The organism is Streptomyces sp. NPDC002520, assembly GCF_053595235.1.
The window spans coordinates 38,534-54,865 of sequence record NZ_JBSFXG010000008.1; the positions used below are offsets into that span (position 1 = coordinate 38,534).

The 16,332-nt window shown below is 73.0% G+C and carries 14 protein-coding genes; 9 read left to right on the forward strand and 5 right to left on the reverse strand.

Annotated elements, in window-relative coordinates; all coding sequences use genetic code 11:
• Positions 1-62: 62 nt before the first annotated feature.
• Genes ACWD5D_RS13960 through ACWD5D_RS13970 form a run of 3 tightly spaced genes read left to right on the forward strand, consistent with a single transcriptional unit; the run spans position 63 to position 2,077 of the window.
• On the forward strand, positions 63-1,292 hold the full coding sequence (locus tag ACWD5D_RS13960) for a cytochrome P450 (RefSeq protein ID WP_451372906.1): 1,230 nt from the start codon (positions 63-65) through the stop codon (positions 1,290-1,292).
• 12 nt (positions 1,293-1,304) lie between these two features.
• On the forward strand, positions 1,305-1,499 hold the full coding sequence (locus ACWD5D_RS13965; protein ID WP_451372907.1) for a ferredoxin: 195 nt from the start codon (positions 1,305-1,307) through the stop codon (positions 1,497-1,499).
• Positions 1,500-1,543: 44 nt separating this feature from the next.
• On the forward strand, positions 1,544-2,077 hold the full coding sequence (locus ACWD5D_RS13970; RefSeq protein ID WP_451372908.1) for a flavoprotein: 534 nt from the start codon (positions 1,544-1,546) through the stop codon (positions 2,075-2,077).
• A 16-nt stretch (positions 2,078-2,093) separates the two neighbouring features.
• Here ACWD5D_RS13970 and ACWD5D_RS13975 read toward each other — a convergent pair whose 3' ends face one another.
• Complete coding sequence (locus tag ACWD5D_RS13975; protein WP_451372909.1) at positions 2,094-2,945, reverse strand: endo alpha-1,4 polygalactosaminidase; 852 nt, start codon at positions 2,943-2,945, stop codon at positions 2,094-2,096.
• 244 nt (positions 2,946-3,189) lie between these two features.
• On the opposite strand from ACWD5D_RS13975, the gene ACWD5D_RS13980 reads away from it, so the two are divergent.
• Both ACWD5D_RS13980 and ACWD5D_RS13985 read left to right on the forward strand, forming a co-directional pair.
• Positions 3,190-4,158, forward strand: a complete 969-nt coding sequence (locus tag ACWD5D_RS13980) for an aldo/keto reductase (protein WP_451372910.1) — start codon at positions 3,190-3,192, stop codon at positions 4,156-4,158.
• 403 nt (positions 4,159-4,561) lie between these two features.
• On the forward strand, positions 4,562-6,559 hold the full coding sequence (locus ACWD5D_RS13985) for a ricin-type beta-trefoil lectin domain protein (protein WP_451372911.1): 1,998 nt from the start codon (positions 4,562-4,564) through the stop codon (positions 6,557-6,559).
• Between the two features lie 18 nt (positions 6,560-6,577).
• Here the strand turns inward: ACWD5D_RS13985 and ACWD5D_RS13990 are convergent, their stop codons facing one another.
• From ACWD5D_RS13990 to ACWD5D_RS14000, 3 genes are all read right to left on the reverse strand, one after another.
• Positions 6,578-7,819 carry a hypothetical protein gene (locus tag ACWD5D_RS13990; protein ID WP_451372912.1) on the reverse strand — a complete coding sequence of 414 codons (1,242 nt, stop codon included), beginning with the start codon at positions 7,817-7,819 and terminating at the stop codon, positions 6,578-6,580.
• A 191-nt stretch (positions 7,820-8,010) separates the two neighbouring features.
• Positions 8,011-8,721: a DUF4232 domain-containing protein gene (locus ACWD5D_RS13995; protein WP_451372913.1), complete on the reverse strand. Its 711-nt coding sequence runs from the start codon at positions 8,719-8,721 to the stop codon at positions 8,011-8,013.
• A gap of 234 nt (positions 8,722-8,955) precedes the next feature.
• Positions 8,956-10,347, reverse strand: coding sequence for a serine/threonine-protein kinase (locus ACWD5D_RS14000; RefSeq protein ID WP_451372914.1), 1,392 nt, complete (start codon positions 10,345-10,347; stop codon positions 8,956-8,958).
• A 47-nt stretch (positions 10,348-10,394) separates the two neighbouring features.
• On the opposite strand from ACWD5D_RS14000, the gene ACWD5D_RS14005 reads away from it, so the two are divergent.
• Positions 10,395-10,943, forward strand: coding sequence for an RNA polymerase sigma factor (locus ACWD5D_RS14005; protein WP_451372915.1), 549 nt, complete (start codon positions 10,395-10,397; stop codon positions 10,941-10,943).
• 627 nt (positions 10,944-11,570) lie between these two features.
• On the opposite strand, the gene ACWD5D_RS14010 is transcribed toward ACWD5D_RS14005, so the two are convergent.
• Positions 11,571-13,211, reverse strand: a complete 1,641-nt coding sequence (locus tag ACWD5D_RS14010; protein ID WP_451372916.1) for a multicopper oxidase family protein — start codon at positions 13,209-13,211, stop codon at positions 11,571-11,573.
• Between the two features lie 211 nt (positions 13,212-13,422).
• Here ACWD5D_RS14010 and ACWD5D_RS14015 point away from each other — a divergent pair, with 211 nt between their 5' ends.
• The 3 genes from ACWD5D_RS14015 to ACWD5D_RS14025 all read left to right on the forward strand — a co-directional run bounded on the left by ACWD5D_RS14015 (position 13,423) and on the right by ACWD5D_RS14025 (position 16,271).
• Positions 13,423-13,662: a hypothetical protein gene (locus ACWD5D_RS14015; RefSeq protein ID WP_451372917.1), complete on the forward strand. Its 240-nt coding sequence runs from the start codon at positions 13,423-13,425 to the stop codon at positions 13,660-13,662.
• Between the two features lie 3 nt (positions 13,663-13,665).
• Positions 13,666-14,043 (forward strand): toxin Doc, encoded by a 378-nt coding sequence (locus ACWD5D_RS14020; protein ID WP_451372918.1) that lies wholly within the window; start codon positions 13,666-13,668, stop codon positions 14,041-14,043.
• 533 nt (positions 14,044-14,576) lie between these two features.
• Positions 14,577-16,271 (forward strand): RICIN domain-containing protein, encoded by a 1,695-nt coding sequence (locus ACWD5D_RS14025; protein ID WP_451372919.1) that lies wholly within the window; start codon positions 14,577-14,579, stop codon positions 16,269-16,271.
• Positions 16,272-16,332: the final 61 nt, after the last annotated feature.

The window sequence follows — 16,332 nt, forward strand, 5'->3', positions numbered from 1 at the left end:
AGGTGCCCGAGGCATCTAATGAAGATCGGCACGACGAACTTCTTCGTCTGAGAGGTCTTTCCATGACGGATCTGACGGACATCACCGGCCCGGCGACCCCGGGCGACCCGGTCGCCTTCCCCCAGGACCGCACCTGCCCCTACCACCCGCCCACCGGCTACGAACCCCTGCGCGACGGCCCGGCCCTCGCCCACGTCACCCTCTTCGACGGCCGGAAGGTCTGGATGGTCACCCGGCACTCCACCGCCCGCGCCCTGCTCGCCGACCCTCGCCTGTCCACCGACCGCCGCCGCCCCGGCTTCCCGACACCCACCGCCCGCTTCGCGGCCGTACGCGACCGCCGGGTCGCCCTGCTCGGCGTCGACGACCCCGAGCACCAGACGCAGCGCCGGATGATGATCCCGTCGTTCACCGTGAAAAGCGCGACCCGGCTGCGGCCCCGGATCCAGGGAATCGTCGACAGGCTGCTGGACGCGATGATCGCGCAGGGCCCGCCCGCCGAGCTGGTCTCCGCCTTCGCGCTGCCCGTGCCGTCCATGGTGATCTGCGGCCTGCTCGGGGTTCCGTACGCCGATCACGAGTTCTTCGAGGCCCAGTCCCGCAGGCTGCTGCGCGGCCCCACCGCCGCGGACACCCAGGCCGCGCGCGACCGGCTGGAGGCCTACCTCGGCGACCTCATCGACCGCAAGGCCGGACAGCCCGAGCCCGGCGACGGCATCATCGACGACCTGATCCACCACCAGCTGCACGAGGGCGCCCTGGAACGCGCCGAACTCGTCTCCCTGGCCGTCATCCTGCTGGTGGCCGGCCACGAGACGACCGCCAACATGATCTCCCTGGGCACCTACACCCTGCTCCAGCACCCCGACCGGCTGGCCGAGCTGCGCGCCGACCCCGCGCTGCTGCCCGACGCCGTCGAGGAGCTGATGCGCATGCTCTCCATCGCCGACGGGCTGCTGCGCGTGGCCCTGGAGGACATCGAGATCGACGGCACCACGATCCGGGCCGGCGAGGGCGTGCTCTTCGCGACCTCGGTGATCAACCGCGACGCGTCCGTCTACGAGGAGCCCGACTCCCTGGACTGGCACCGCCCGAACCGCCACCACGTGGCCTTCGGCTTCGGCGTCCACCAGTGCCTGGGCCAGAACCTGGCCCGCGCGGAACTGGAGATCGCCCTCGGCACCCTCTTCGCCCGGCTGCCCGGGCTCCGGCTGGCCGCCCCGGCCCAGGAGATCCCGTTCAAGCCCGGCGACACGATCCAGGGGATGCTGGAACTCCCCGTTACCTGGTAAGAAGCTCTGACCATGCACATCGATATCGACAAGGACCGCTGCATCGGCGCTGGGCAGTGCGCGCTGGCCGCACCCGGTGTCTTCACGCAGGACGACGACGGCTTCAGCATGGTGATCCCGGGCCGCGAGGACGGCGCGGGCGACCCGATGGTCCGTGAGGCGGCCCGCGCCTGCCCGGTGGGCGCGATCAGTCTGAAGGAGGGCTGAGCCCGGCGCCGCCCGGCCGCCCGGGGCGTCGGTAGGGTGCCCGGATGACCGAACGCGCCGGGAAGCCCTTCCTCTACGTCGTCGTCTGCGCGGCCGGCATCGCCGCCGGGGTAGGCACCCTGATCACGGCCGCGCAGAAGCGGAACTGGGAGGTCGGTGTCATCGCCACGCCGGTGGCCATGGGCGGCTTCTTCGACACCGCGGCCGTCGAGGCGCAGACCGGCCGCGCCATCCGGTCGGCCTGGCGCACCCCGAGCGATCCGCGCCCGTTCCCGCCGCCGGACGCCGTCGTGGTGGCGCCCGCCACCTTCAACACCGTCAACAAGTGGGCGGCCGGATCGGCCGACACCCTCGCCCTGGGCACGCTGTGCGAGGCTCCCGGGCTGGGCGTGCCGATCGCGGTACTGCCCTGCGTCGCCGACGCGCTGGCCGCCCACCCCGCCTACCGGGACAGCCTGATCCGGCTGGGCGGCATGGGCGTGCGCTTCGGCGAGCCGTACTCGGGGCAGCCCGGGGACGACGGCGGGCGGCCGGACTTCGGCTGGGAGCGCGCACTCGATCTGCTGGAGCGGCCGTAGCGGCGGCGGGGGCCGGTCAGCGGTCCTCGCGGACGTAGTCCGCGCTGTCCGGGGTGGAGACGTTCCTGTCCCGGCGGACGATGCTGAGCCGGCCGCCCCAGCGGGCCAGCGCCTTGCGCAGGCCGCTCTCGGTGTACTCGACGTCCACCACCCGGTCGTCGAAAGCCCGGGCGTACACCTCGCACTCGTCGTACTGCCCGCACTCCTCCGTCACCGCGAAGTCCAGCCCGTCGCGCGCCCGCCGGCCGGCCAGTTCGGCGGTGTTCTTCTGGCCGACGGCCAGGTGCCGGGCGTGCGCGTGCCCGGAGAGCAGCCGCATGAAGGCGGTCGCGTCGGAGGCCGTGAGCAGATGGCGGGAGCGGGTGTAGCTGTCGTAGTTGTCGGGCTCGACGGCGTCGAAACCCTTGTCCGCGCAACTGTCGATCCACGCGTTCACGCGCCGGGCCACCCGGTCGCGCCCCGCCGGGGTGCGGAGGTCGAGCAGGGCCTCGTTCCAGTCCTCGTCGACGACGACCGTGCCGTGGGCGTCGCGCAGCAGCAGGTCGGCGGGCCAGGAGGAGAGCTCCTGCGGCTGGACCTGGAAGGCGTTGACGTAGCAGATGTTGTACAGGCCGGGAGCGGGGGAGTCGGAGCGGTCCCGGCTGACGATCCGGACCCCGGCGGGCGGGGGATAGGCACCGCCGATCTGGTAGTCGAACCCGGCGTACCGCGGGGGCAGCCGTACCGTGGCCGGCTTCGCGGACGTGGACCGGCCGCTGTCGCCGGACTCGCAGCCGGTCAGCGCGGCCGTCGCGAGGGCGAGGGCGAGCAGGCCTGCTCCGACGGTCGTCCGGGGACCTGGGGCGCGGGAAAGACTCCGGTGCGGCACGTCCGCTCCATCGATCGCGGGTACGGCCCCGCCTCGGACCGGCGCGCGGCCGTCCTGGCGACCGGGGCCGGGCCGGGACATGGAAGTGACGGTCCGGCCCCGGCTGGGCGCACCTCTGCGTGCCCTGCCCGACGGCACGACACGCTCGGCATCCAACCGTTCGCGCGCCGCGATCGTCAAGTCCCGCGAAGGGCACCCCTTAGGCTCGCCGATGACAACCGTCCCGAAGGCAGGAGCAGCAACGATGCAGTACGTGAAGCTCGGTTCGACGGGCCTGGACGTCTCGCGGATCTGTCTGGGCTGCATGACGTACGGCGCGCCCGACCGCGGCGTCCACGAGTGGACCCTCGACGAGGAGGCGTCCCGGCCGCTGATCCGTCAGGCGCTGGACGCGGGCATCAACTTCTTCGACACCGCCAACGTCTACTCCGACGGCACCAGCGAGGAGATCGTCGGCAAGGCCCTGCGCGACTTCGCGAACCGCGACGAGATCGTGCTCGCCACCAAGGTGCACGGCCGGATGCGGCCGGGCCCCAACGGCGGCGGCCTCTCCCGCAAGGCCGTCATGTCCGAGATCGACCACAGTCTGCGCCGCCTCGGCACCGATTACGTGGACCTGTACCAGATCCACCGCTACGACCACTCCACGCCCGTCGAGGAGACGATGGAGGCCCTGCACGACCTGGTCAAGGCGGGCAAGGTGCGTTACATCGGGGCGAGTTCGATGTACGCCTGGGAGTTCTCCAAGGCCCAGTACGCGGCGGACCTGAACGGCTGGACCAGGTTCGTGTCCATGCAGAACCACTACAACCTGCTCTACCGCGAGGAGGAGCGGGAGATGCTGCCGCTGTGCGCGGACCAGGGCGTCGGCGTGCTGCCCTGGAGCCCGCTGGCGCGCGGCCGGCTCACCCGCGACTGGGGCACCGTCACCGACCGCAGCGCGGGCGATGCCTTCGGCGGCCGGCTGTACCTGGACAGCGACCGGTCGATCGTCGAGGCCGTCACCCGGATCGCCGAGGCCCGGGGCGTCACCCGCGCCCAGGTGGCCCTGGCCTGGCTGCTGCACCAGGACACGGTGGCCGCGCCCATCGTCGGCGCGAGCAAACCGCGGCACCTCGAGGACGCGGTGGCCGCGGTCGAGCTGGAACTGAGCCAGAAGGAGATCGAGGAGCTGGAGCAGCCCTACACCCCGCGTGCGGTCAGCGGCCACTGACGCCGTGTGAGACCGGAGCCGCCGACGCGGCGTCAGGTCCGTGCGGTACACGTGCCGTACCGCACGGACCGGCACCTTCGCGCCGCCTTCGCGCCTCGGAATCGGGACCGTTCCTCGAACGGCCATGACGCGCCGAAATGGCTTTCCCCGACGAAGGCCCACGAGGCGATCCATCGCGCACAATGCTGTGAAGCGGGAGATCCCTTGTTGCGTCGTACCTGCATGTGTCAGGGTGTCCGCTGTCGGCGCGCGGACAATTACATCTCCGTGGTACGCGCCAGGCCGCTCCCGCACGCCCCCACGCTTCAAAAGAGCTGCCCCAGGCGGACGTTCGAGACGCTGTACCCCGTTCCATACCCGCTGGTATGGACTGATTCCTTGGTGTGCCTGGAGGAATGCAGCCGTGAATGTCGACGCCTCGGACGAGCAACTGAGCGCCGAACTGAAGAAGTGGACGGGCGCGACTCCCGCACTCCATCCCGTCGGCGAACTCCTCGACCGGCACTGGGAAGCGGGCTTCACCTACGCCCGGCTCTGCACCGAAGGACCGCGCGCCGCGGGCATGCTCACCACGGCCGCCTTCACCCGGCTCTTCGGCGAGACCATCCGGCAGTCCGGACCGTCCGCCGCCTGGCGGCCCCATCTGCTGGTCACCGTGCGCCGTATCGCCGCGGAGTGGGACGGCGACGGCCGACAAGAACTCCTGCACCCCGCCCTGCGCCCGGCCCCCGGCAGCGGCGAGCGCGTCTCCGCCCGGCTGCTCCCACCCGCCGACCGCCGGCTGCTCTCCCGCGCCTTCCAGCGCCTGCCCCAGTCCGCCCGCGCGGCGCTCTGGCACGCCGAGGTCGAGAGCGACCCCCTCGCCGTGCCCGCCGCCCTGCTGGGCCTCGACGAGGAGGAGACCCGGATCGAACTGGGCCGCGCCCGCGAACGGCTGCGCGAGGAGTGCCTCCAGGCCCACCGCGAACTCGCCCCCGAGACCGAGTGCCGGCGCTATCTGCGCATGCTCGACGTCACCTTCCGGCGCGGCGGCGTCGACATCGACCCGGACCTCCAGGAGCACCTCGCCGGCTGCCGCCACTGCCGGCAGACCGCCGACCAACTCGCCCGGTTCAACACGGGACTCGGCCTCGCCCTCGCCGAGGCCGTCCTCGGCTGGGGCGCCCGCGCCTACACGGAATCCCGCGCGGCCCGCACCGACGAGACCACCCGGCCGGCCGACCCGACCGACGAGGCCGCGCCCGGTGCGCGGACGGCGTCGGACCCGTTGCCGCCGCCAGGAGGCGAGGCCTTCCTCGCCGGCACGGCGCCGAACGCCCCGGCCACGCCTCCCGGCCGCCCCACGGCCACACGATCCACGCCAGGACCGGCCATCCGCCCGACACGGCGCACGGCGACGGGTTCCGGGCCGAGGCCGGGCCCGCACCCGGAACGGCTTGCCGCCACGGCCCCGCTGCCCGGGGCCGACCCGGGGACCCTCACCCCGGACGCCGCTTCGCCGGCCGGCCACGGCTCCCATCGGTCCCCGCGCGCCGCCCACCGCGCCGCCCGCCGGACGCGCCGCCGCAACGTCGCCCTGGCCGCCGTCACCGTCAGCGGCCTGGTCGTCCTCCCCCTGGTCCTGTGGTCGGTGCTCGGCTCGGACGACGCCTCCGCCCCCACCCCCGGTGCCACGCCCTCGCTGGCGACCGGCAGGCAGTCCTCGACACCGGGTCCCTCCTGGGCCGGCGCGAGCGGAACGGTCCAGGGAGCCCTGCACGGCCGACTGCACAGCCTCGCCTCCGGCCTCTGCGTCGGCGTCGTCGGGAAGAAGGCCGTCAAGGGCGCGGAGACCGAGCTCGCCCCCTGCTCCGCGACACCCGGCCAGCAGTGGACGTACGAGACCGACGGACTGCTCCGCAACACCTCCGCCCCCGGCCTCTGCCTGGACTCCCACCTCGGCTACTCGGTCCGGCTCGCCCCCTGCTCGGCCACCGGGAAGGCCGCCCGGAACATCCGCTACGACTTCACCCTCCAGGGCGCCCTCGTCCCCCGCTCGAACCAGGACCTCGCCCTCACCCCGGCCGCCACCGACGGCTCCGGCGCGCTGGTCCTCAAGAACCGTACGGGCACGGACGCCGAACGCTGGACCGTCGACACCGCCCGGCCCGACCTCCAGATGGAGATCGTCAACTGGGACACCGGCGGTACCCCCGCCCCCTCCCGGACCCCGTCCACGAAGGCCGCCCCCAAGACCCCGAAGAGCCCGTCACCCACCCCGACGGCGACGGGCGCCGGCTCGGCCCCCTCGGGTTCCCCCACCACCGACTTCTGCTCCACCTACCCGGACTACTGCGCCCGGGACGGCGGCGGACCCGGCGGCGGAGGCCCCGGTGGCGGCTCCTGGGGCCGCCACCGCTGACCGTCCGCTCGCTCGCGGCTACGACGTCCTGCTGCCCGCCGCGCCCAGGAACTCCTCCCACCCGCCGACCGGGGCCTGACCCGGCACCAGCGTGCGCAGCCTGCGCAGCACCGCCGGGTCCTGTGCCTCCAGCCAGGCCACGAGCTGCTTGAAGGACACGAACCGCACGTCGTCGTACTCCGCCATCCGGCCGATCGCCTCCTCGACGGCGTCCATGTAGATGCCACCGTTCCAGCGCTCGAAGTGGTTGCCGATGAAGAAGGGGGCGCGGTTGCTCTCGTAAGCGCGCCGGAACCCGGCCACATAGGTGTCCCGGGCCTGGGCCCGCCACGCGTCGAACTGGGTGCGGTCACCGAGCGGGTTGCCGCCGGACTGATTGAACATCATGTTGTAGTCCATCGACAGCACCTGGAAGGAATGGCCGGAGAACGGTATCGACTGCAGGGGGAAGTCCCAGATCCGCTCTCCCTGCACCTTGCCGGGCCACACCTGGAGCCCGCCGGGGGAGCTGGCGTCGTACTTCCAGCCGAGCGCGGCCGCGGTGGGCAGCAGGTTGGTCTGGCCCTCCAGACAGGGAGTGCGGCCGCCGATCAGCTCCTTGCGGTAGTCGAACGGAAAGGGCTCGAGGTCGGTGAAGCCGGTGTTGGTCCTCCAGTGCGTGACGAAGTCGACGGCCTGCTCGATCTCGCTGCGCCACTCGGCCGGGGACCAGTTGCGCACGCCGTTCGCGCCGCAGAAGTGCCCGTTGAAGTGGGTGCCGATCTCGTGGCCCTCCAGCCAGGCCTCGCGCACCTCCTGGATCGTGGCGTGGATGTGCCGGTCGGCGAGGTAGCCGATGTCGGACGCCCCCACCGCGTGCTGCGGCGGACGGTACAGGGTCTTCTTGGACTCGGGCAGTGTGTAGATGCCGCTCAGGAAGAAGGTCATCTTCGCGCCGTGGTCGGCCGCGACCTGGCGGAACCGGGAGAACAGCTTGTTGCTCAGCTCGCCGGCGCCGTCCCAGGAGAACACCACGAACTGCGGGGGCTTCTGGCCCGGCTTCAGCGCCTCGGGCGTCGGCTGATGCGGCTGGGCGCCGGTGTCGGCGGTGGAACCGTCCCCGATCGTCTTCACCGGCCGGGCCTGCGCCGTGGACCGACCGTCCACCGGGTCCTTCCCCCCGACGACCAGCCCGCCGCCGGTGGAGCAGGCGGACAGCGCCCCCAGGGCGCCCGCCGCCGCACCCGCCGTCAGCACCCGCCTGCGTGAGATCCCGCTCATGTTCTGCCCCGATTCCGTCGTCCCGGCCCCGTGCGGGGCCGACTTCCTGTGTGGTCGACGGGTTCGATGAGGGGGTCGGGCGAAAAGATCGCGGCGTCCGGGCGGTGTTGCACGCCTGTGACACTTGTGGCCCGGACATGACGAACCCCGCCGCCCGGGGGAAGGCGGCGGGGTTCGTCGGCAGGGGTTGGTCAGGCGCCGGTGCCGGGGCTGACGACGGTCAGGAAGACGGAGGAGGAGTTGCCGGAGACGGGGACCGGCCCCGCCGTCCACGTCACCTTCAGCGAGTCCCGCTCGTCCGGCGGGGTGACCAGCAGGGCCGCCGGGGTGGCCGTCTTGGCCTCGCTGATCTCGGGGTTCGAGAAGGTCAGCCCCGCCCAGGCGCTCTGGCCGGGCTTGAGCGTGACCGAGACCGGCGAGCCCGAGGAGCGCTTGGGGTCCGGGCCGAGCTGGGTGCCGGAGGCGTTCACGAAGGCCGCGCCCGGATAGCCGCGCAGGGTGCAGGTCCGTGCCGACTTGTTGGTGAGGACGATGGGGAAGTTCTCCTGCCCGGCGCCCGGGTTGTTGCCGCCCACGGAGGCGCGCAGCTCGGAGGTGTGGCACCGGCCGCCGGCGCCGCCGGCCTCGGTGCCGGTGCCGGCCCCGGAGGAGGTGCTGGCCCCGGAAGAGGCCGAGGACTGCCCGGCGGGGGACGACGACGTGCCGTTCGGTGTGTTGGTGCCGGACGACGCCTCGGGCGTGGAGCTCTTCGTGGCCTCGGTCGCCGGGGCGGCCGTGCCGGACGCCGTCGTCGCAGGCGCGGCCCCGCCGTGGTCGGTGCCGCACGCGGTCAGGAGGCCCAGAACGGCGACCGTTCCCGCGAACAGGGCCCCGCGTCGCAAGGGCTGGGATGAGTACGCCATGTCGCTCAACACTCCTGGATGTTCACGGCACGTGACGTTCGCGTGCCTCGGGCGCCGGGTGCGCCGTCACCACACTTCGATGCACGGACCACCGGAAAGGTTCGGGACCTACGGGAAATCTTTTCCCGTGTTCCCCGTCACACGACTCATTCCCCGCACGGGCAACAGGCCCGTCCGGGGCGTCCGACTTCCCCGCGCGGCCGGCAGGCCCGCCCGACGGCCGGTACCGGCCGGTCAGGTGACCCGGAGCGAGCGGAGGATGCCGTCGGTGGCGTCGCCGTCGCCCTGCCGGCGCACCTGTACGTACACCTGGGGCCGGTCCGCGCCGCTCGTGGGGCGCAGTGCGGACTCGGTGACCGAGCCGCCGTCCCGGCAGACGGTCCAGGTGCGCACCGTGCCGCGCCAGCGGGCTCCGGTGAAGTCCCGGGCGCCGGCGTAGTGACATCCGGAATGGGTGAGGGCGTCCACCCGGGCGGCCACGTCCCCGTGTTCGGCGACCCCGACGAACACGCCGTTGACCCCGGACGACAGGTCGGACCAGTCCGCCAGCCGGTCGGCGACGACCAGCCCCGGCCCGTGCCCCTTCGGCAGCCCGAGGGCGTGCGGATCCCAACCGGAGTCACGCAGCTCCTTCGCCCAGTCGGCGGGTACCTCGATGCTCACCCGGCCGGTGGAGTCCTGGACCTTCGCGTCCTGCGCGGCACCTTGGGACCGGTGCAGCATCAGCGTCACGGCGCCGGCGGCGACCGCGGCGGCCAGCACCCCGGCCACGACGAGCGTCACGCCGTTGAGCAGGCCCCGGACGCCGTCGAGCCGTCCCGCCCGCCGGGCGGGGGACTGTGCCGCCAGCCGCTCCAGCTCCTGGGCGAAGGCCTGCGCGCTCGGCCAGCGCCGCTCCCGGTCCGGTTCCAGGGCCCGCAGCAGCGCCCGCTCCACGTCCTCGCCGAGGTCCGGCCGCAGCCTGCGGGGCGGGACGATCTTGCCGGGCGGCCCCGGCACACTCCCGGTGACCAGTTCGTAGCCGACCGCGCCCAGGCTGTAGACGTCGGCGCGCGCGTCGATGCCTTCCCCGGGCTCGGCCTGCTCGGGCGGCTGGTAGCCCGCCGAGCCCGCGGCCAGGGTGAGCACCGAGGCCTGCGCGAGGCTCTTGGCCAGCCCCAGGTCGGCCAGCAGCACCCGCCGGCCGCCGTCCGGGGTGGTGTGCAGCAGCACGTTGGTCGGCTTGATGTCGCGGTGCACGATGCCCGCCTCGTGCAGCGCGGCGGCGCTCCACGCGGCCTGCGCGGTCAGCGAGAGCGCCTGCGGTACGGGCAGCGGACCGGCGGCCGCCAGATCGGCGAGCGTCCCGGCGTCGGCGTACTCCATCACGAAGTACGGCCTGCCGTCGGGAAGTTCCCCGATGTCGTAGACCTGCACCACCCGGCTGGAGCCGGCCCGGCGCAGCAGCCGGGCCTCGGACAGGAACCGGTCCCGGATGTCGAGCCGGTGCGCCCAGTTCTCGGCGAGGACCTTCACCGCCACGGGAGCCTGCAGCTCGTCGTCGTGGGCGAGCCACACCGTGGCGAAGGCGCCGGAACCCAGGCGCCGTTGCAGGCGGTAGCGGCCGATCCGCTCCAGGGAGTGCATACGACTATCATGCCTGGCCTGAGATCGACTCCGAAGGGGACCCAGACGTGCAGGACCCGGCAACGGCCGAAGACCTCGCCCGGCGCGCCGCAGCGGGCGACCGGGCCGCCCTGGACCGGCTGCTGGCCGAACTGTGGCCGGAGGTGGTGCGCCGCTGCGGGCGCTTCCTGCCGTGCCGGGAGGACGCCGAGGAGGCCGCCCAGGACGTGCTGTTCCAGGTGGCCCGGCACATCACCGCCTTCGAGGGCCGCAGCCGCTTCAGCACCTGGCTGTACACGGTCGTCGCGAACTGCTGCCGGCAGAAGTACCGGGAGCTGAAGCGACGGGCGGCCGAGCAGCCCGCGACCTTCGAGCCCGCCGAGCACGTCGACCCGCGCACCACCAGCGTCATCGCGGGCTCCCGGATCGACCTGCTGGAGGCCCTGGACCGGCTGGAGCGCGAGCATCCGCACCTGGTCGCGCCGCTCATCTACCGGGACATCTACCAGCTGGAGTACGCCGAGATCGCCGAGCGGCTCGGCATACCGCTCGGCACCCTCAAGTCGCGGCTGCACGAGGCCCGCAAACAGGTACGGCCCTGGCTGCGAGGCTACTGATCCTCCGCCGGCAGGCTCAGCTCCGCCCAGATCGTCTTGCCCTCGGGGGTTGGCACTGTTGGGCGAGGAACGCGCACGAGGCTGCGTTAGCTCGATCGTGTGATGGTCAGCTTCCGGGCTTGCGGGGGTGTGGGCCGTTCGGGCTACGGTGACCGTGCGATCTGGGACGCCGGGTACGGTGCCAGCGTGCGGGGCCCCCTTTCCGCCGGCGAGATGGTCCGGGGCCTCCCCGTCGCCTCTGGCCGTACGCATATGGCCAGGTCGTGAGGGAACCGGCCTCCCGGGCTCGGACCACGGACAGGATCCGTGTCGCCATCCTGGGGTCGAGTACGCCGGGGACCAGTGCGCCCAAGACCGTTCGGGGCGTGCGGCTGAACGGGCTCACTCCTGCTCAGTCTTCAGGAACGGTGTGCCTGCTGCCCCAGCGCTCGGTGAGCTGGGCGACCAGCAGCAGCCCACGGCCGCCTTCGTCGAAGACCCTGGCCCGCCGCACTCCGGGGTCCGCCGGCCCACCGGCAGGAAGGGCCCGCGGGCCCCGGCCCGTCGGCGGGGACGGCCCCGGGTCCGTCGGTGGGGACGGTCGCCGGCCGTAGCGTGAGCCGGCGGCCGTCCCCGGCGGTCACCGCGTCACTTCTGGTACCCGAGGACGGTCATCATGCCGCCCTCCGAGTGGTACTGGTTGTGGCAGTGCAGCATCCACAGGCCGGGGTTGTCGGCGTCGAAGTCGATGACCAGCTTGCGGTGGGGCAGGACGATGGCGGTGTCCTTGCGCGCGCCGTTCGCGTCCAGGCCGGTGAGGGCGAACGTGTGGCCGTGCAGGTGCAGCGGGTGCCACATGTCCGTGGCGTTGATGAGGGTGAGCCGCACCCGCTCGCCGGCGCGGACGCCGTGGCGTTGGCGCACGTCGTACTGCTTGTGGTCGAAGCCCCAGTCGTACCTCTTCATGGTGCCGGTGACCCTGATGCGCAGCGAGCGGTCGGGGTCGCGCTCCTTCATGGCCACGGAGTCGTCCGGTTCGAGGTGCCTGGCCTGGACGAGTTCCCCGTCGAGCTCTTCGGGGCGGACGTCGCGCGGCGGAACGGCTTTTCCGTTGTCGGTCCGCAACACCGCGAGAGCCTGCCCCTTCTTGCCCTCGGCCATGGCGACGAAGGGGAAGACGCCGTCCTGGGCAGTGACGATGACGTCGTAGCGCTCGGCCATGCCGAGCAGCAGGGTATCGGTGCGCCGGTGCTTCACGGGATAGCCGTCGGTGTGCGTGACGGTCATGCTGTGCCCCCCGAGTGCGACCCGGAAAGCGGTCTCGGACCCGGCGTTGATGATGCGCAGCCGGATGCGCTCGCCGGGGCGGCACCGGAACACGGAGGGCGCGGCGGGCAGACGGCCGTTGATGAGGTAGTACGGGTAGGCGACGCTGCCCCCCTCCCCGTGCAGCAGACGGCTGTGGGAGTCGCGCAGCACGCGGCTCGGTCCGGCCGGCTTGCGGGCGGCGGACGCCTTCGCGCCGGGCGTGTGACCGGAAGCCGAGTGGCCGGCTTCGGGGCCCATGCCCATGCCGTTCATGTCCATGGCCCCGTTCGCGCCCGGCTTGAGCTGGTCGAGCACGCCGTCGGGGGTGGAGCCGTCCACCCCGTCGAGCCAGTCGTCCAGCATGATGATCCATTCCTTGTCGTACTTGAGGGGTTCCTTGGGGTCGTCGACGATGAGCGGGGCGTACAGACCGCGGTCCGGCTGCATCCCGACGTGGGAGTGCAGCAGATAGGTGCCCGGGTGGGCGACGGTGAAGCGGTGGGTGAAATCCGATCCGGAGGCGATCGCCCTCTGGGTCAGGTCGGGAACGCCGTCCATGTCGCAGCGCAGCCGGATGCCGTGGGAGTGGAGCGTGGTGGTGGTCGGCAGCCGGTTGGCGAGCGTGAGGCTGAGGACGTCGCCCGCGGTGACGCGCACCAGGGGTCCGGGCAGCGCGTCGTGGTAGGTCCAGGTCCGCACGTGTTTGCCGCCCAGGTCCAGCGTGCTCTCGGCGGCGGTGAACTTGAGCATGCGCACCGGGCCGGAGCCACGCTTACGCTCGGCGGCACGGACCTCCGGACCCGATGGCTCGACATATCCCTTGGGCCCCGGGGGAACGAAGTTCCCCTCGGCGACCGCCGGGCCCTTCGGGCCGGAGCCCGAGGGGGAGTCGGAGCCCGAGTCGCTGCAGGCCGCCAGGAGTCCCGCGCCGGCGGCAACGAACGGGGCACGGAGCAGGGTACGCCGCGAAGGTGTGTGCATGAAGGAAATGAGACACGTTTTGTGCTCAAATGTGATGGATCTGGAGCGGCGCGTCTGAGGATGAGGGGTGTCGGAGGGCGTCAGGAGCCCGTGGAGCCACACCCTTGATCCGGCGCGCCCACGCGCCCTTGCCGGTGCCGGAGGTACCGGGGCGAAGTCGGCGTGACCTGGTGATATTTACGGGTAAGTACCCTCGCGGTACCGTGATGGCATGCCAGCTCTCAACGTGGAGTTCAGCGAACGCGAACTCGAGGACCTGCGGCAGATCGCCAAGGAGCGCGGTACGTCGATGAAGGCCCTCGTACGGGAGGCGGCCGCCGCCGACATCGCCCGGCACCGGGCGCTTCAGGAGGGCGCGGAGGCGTTCCGGAGCTTCTTCACCGCCCACGCCGAGGAGTTCGCGGCCGCCTTCCCCGAGGACGAGCCCCCCGTCAAGGGCAAGGCCGCCTGAGCGATGCCCTCCACCATCCATATCGACGTCCCGTGGCTGCTCCAGCGCCACGAGGAGGTCCTGCCCGACCAGCCCACGGTGGACGACTTCTCCGCGCTGGTCGCCGCCGTCGCCCGGCACCGCGTCGACCCGCCCCGCCTCGGCGTGGACTCCGACCCCGCCTGGCGGGCCGCCGCCCTGCTGCACACCCTCGCCGTCCTCAAGCCGCTGCCCTCGGCCAACGCCCGCTTCGCCTGCGCGACCGCCGTGGCCTACATGTTCGTCAGCGGCGTCGGCATCGACCCGCCCTACGGCGCCCTCGTCGACCTCGCCCGCGACCTGATGTCCGGCAAGGCCGACGTGTACGGCGCGGCCGACCGGCTGCGCTCCTGGCAGATCTGACACCGCCCCGGCCGACGGGGGAAGCCGCTGGAGCCGCCGGCCGGGTGCGGGGGCCGCCGGCCCTGGGCAGGAGGAACGAGGCCGGCGGCCGGTGTCGCGCAGGAGAGTCTCCCCTCGGCTCCGTGCCGCGCTGGAGCCGGGGGACCCCCACCCTGCGCGGGGCCTTCCGAGGGGGCCGCTTCACAGTCCACTCCCGGCCGCTGTACGACGGGAGCGTGCGCGGCCGCCCGGTGCGTGCGCGCGGTTCACACGGGGCGCGTGAATAGCCGAAAACCACCCCGCGGAACCAGGTCCGACGCGGCTTTCTGACTTTCTTTCAAACGGCTCGATGTGAACGATTGCCTTGTTGCCCGTGTGGAAGTTGTGCAAGGGTTGAAACGTTCGTGCGGGGAGTAATCCCCGGGCGCTATCCGGCAGTTGAGGAACCGGGACGGCACGACCCCGGCGAATTCCCGCTCCCCGCGCGCACATCCCAGAAGTGCGCGCCGAGAAGGGCGCACCGACGCATCACACGCGCCAAAGGAATCCGCCGAGTGTCCACCCCCCACCCCCCTCGTCCCGCCTACCCGCCTCCGGGCGCCGAACCCACGGAGCCCGACGAGTCCGTCGCCGCCCCGCTGCGCGCCGGCTCCGACGCGGAGGCCTCGCGCTCCGCCGCCCTGCTGATGGCCCGGCACTGGCGGCCCGCGCACGACTACGCCGTGATCTGCCTGGCCACGCCCGGGCCGCTCGCCCACATGGTCACCGCAGCCGCCTTCCACCAGGTCCTGGACCGGCTCACCCTCGGCGAACCCGCCGAGGCGCTCAGACCCCGACTGCTGGTCGCCGTCCGCGACACGGTCGTCAACTGGACGGCCACGCAACGCACGACCGCCGTTCTGCCCGGCCTCGAGAAACCCGCCGGAGGCCGCGGCATGCGCGCCGCGAAGACCCTGATACCGGAAAACCGCGCACTGTCCGGCCGCTCATTCCACAGCCTTCCCCGATTCGAACAGACGTTGCTCTGGCACACCGAGGTCGAGGCCGAACCGATAAACGTCCCCGCCGGACTGCTCGGGCTGGACAGCGACAGCGCCGCGGTCGCACTCGAACAGGCTCGCGAGAAATTCCGGGAAGGCTGCGTGCGCGCGCACCGGGAACTCGCCCCGAGCACCGAATGCCGCCACTACAACCGCCTTCTCGACGTACCGCTGCGCCGGGCCGGCGGCCTGCTCCCGGACGTCCGCCGGCACCTCGACGACTGCCCCTACTGCCGGCACGCCGCCGAGCAACTCGGCCGGATCGAGGCCGGTTCGGGCGTGCTGCTCGCCGAGGCGGTCCTCGGCTGGGGTGCCCGCCGCTACCTCGACTCGCGCCCCGGCCGCAGCCGGCCGAACCCCGCCCGCACCCGCGTCGCCGCCCGGCGCTCACGCGGGCGCCGACGCGGCGGTGACGGACCCGGACCGGTGGCCCGCGCCACCGCTCGCGGGGGCCGCCGCCGGAGCGGCTCCGAGACCGGACTGTTCGCCAGGATCCCGGCGCCGTCACGCCGTTCTGGTGCCGGCTGGTCGTCCCGGACACTGCTCACCGGCGTCGGCATCGCCTCCGCCGGACTGCTCGCCACGGTCCTCGCCGTCGCCGTCTGGCCCGACGGCGGCGACGGCATCGCACCGGTCGCCACCACCGGCGCCGCACCCGGCACCGACGCCTCGTCCCCCTCGGCCTCCGCCACCGCGCCGGCACCCGGCACCGCCGGCCTGCCGTCGGCGGGCCGGCCGACCCGGCTGGGCAACGCCGGCACCGGGCTGTGCCTCGATATCAAGGGCACGCCCCAGGTCGGCACGGGCACCGCGCTCGGCGCCTGCTCCTCGGCGCGGACCCAGCAATGGACGTACGACGCCGACGGGCTGCTGCACAGCGCCGCCGACCCGGCCCTCTGCCTGGACTCGCACGCCGACGCCGGCGTGGTCATCCTCGGCACCTGCGCCGACCCCGGCACGCGGCGGGGCGACGACGTGCGCTACGACCTCACCGCGCAGGGCGAGTTGCTGCCCCGCTGGGACCGGACCCTCGCCCTCGCCCCGGCCGGCGACCGGCCCGGCGCCGACCTGGTCGTCAAGGTCCGGGACCGCTCCGCCGACCAGCGCTGGCAGACCGGCACACCGTCACCCGGCCCCGGCTCCTTCTCCGCCGCCGGCAGCGACGGCCGGTCCGCCCGGCCCGCCGAACTGCCGGACCAGGGCACGTAGTTCCGGCGGCCCGTGTCCGGCCCGCCGCGCGGCGCGCCGGACACGGACCGCCGTCCGCCAC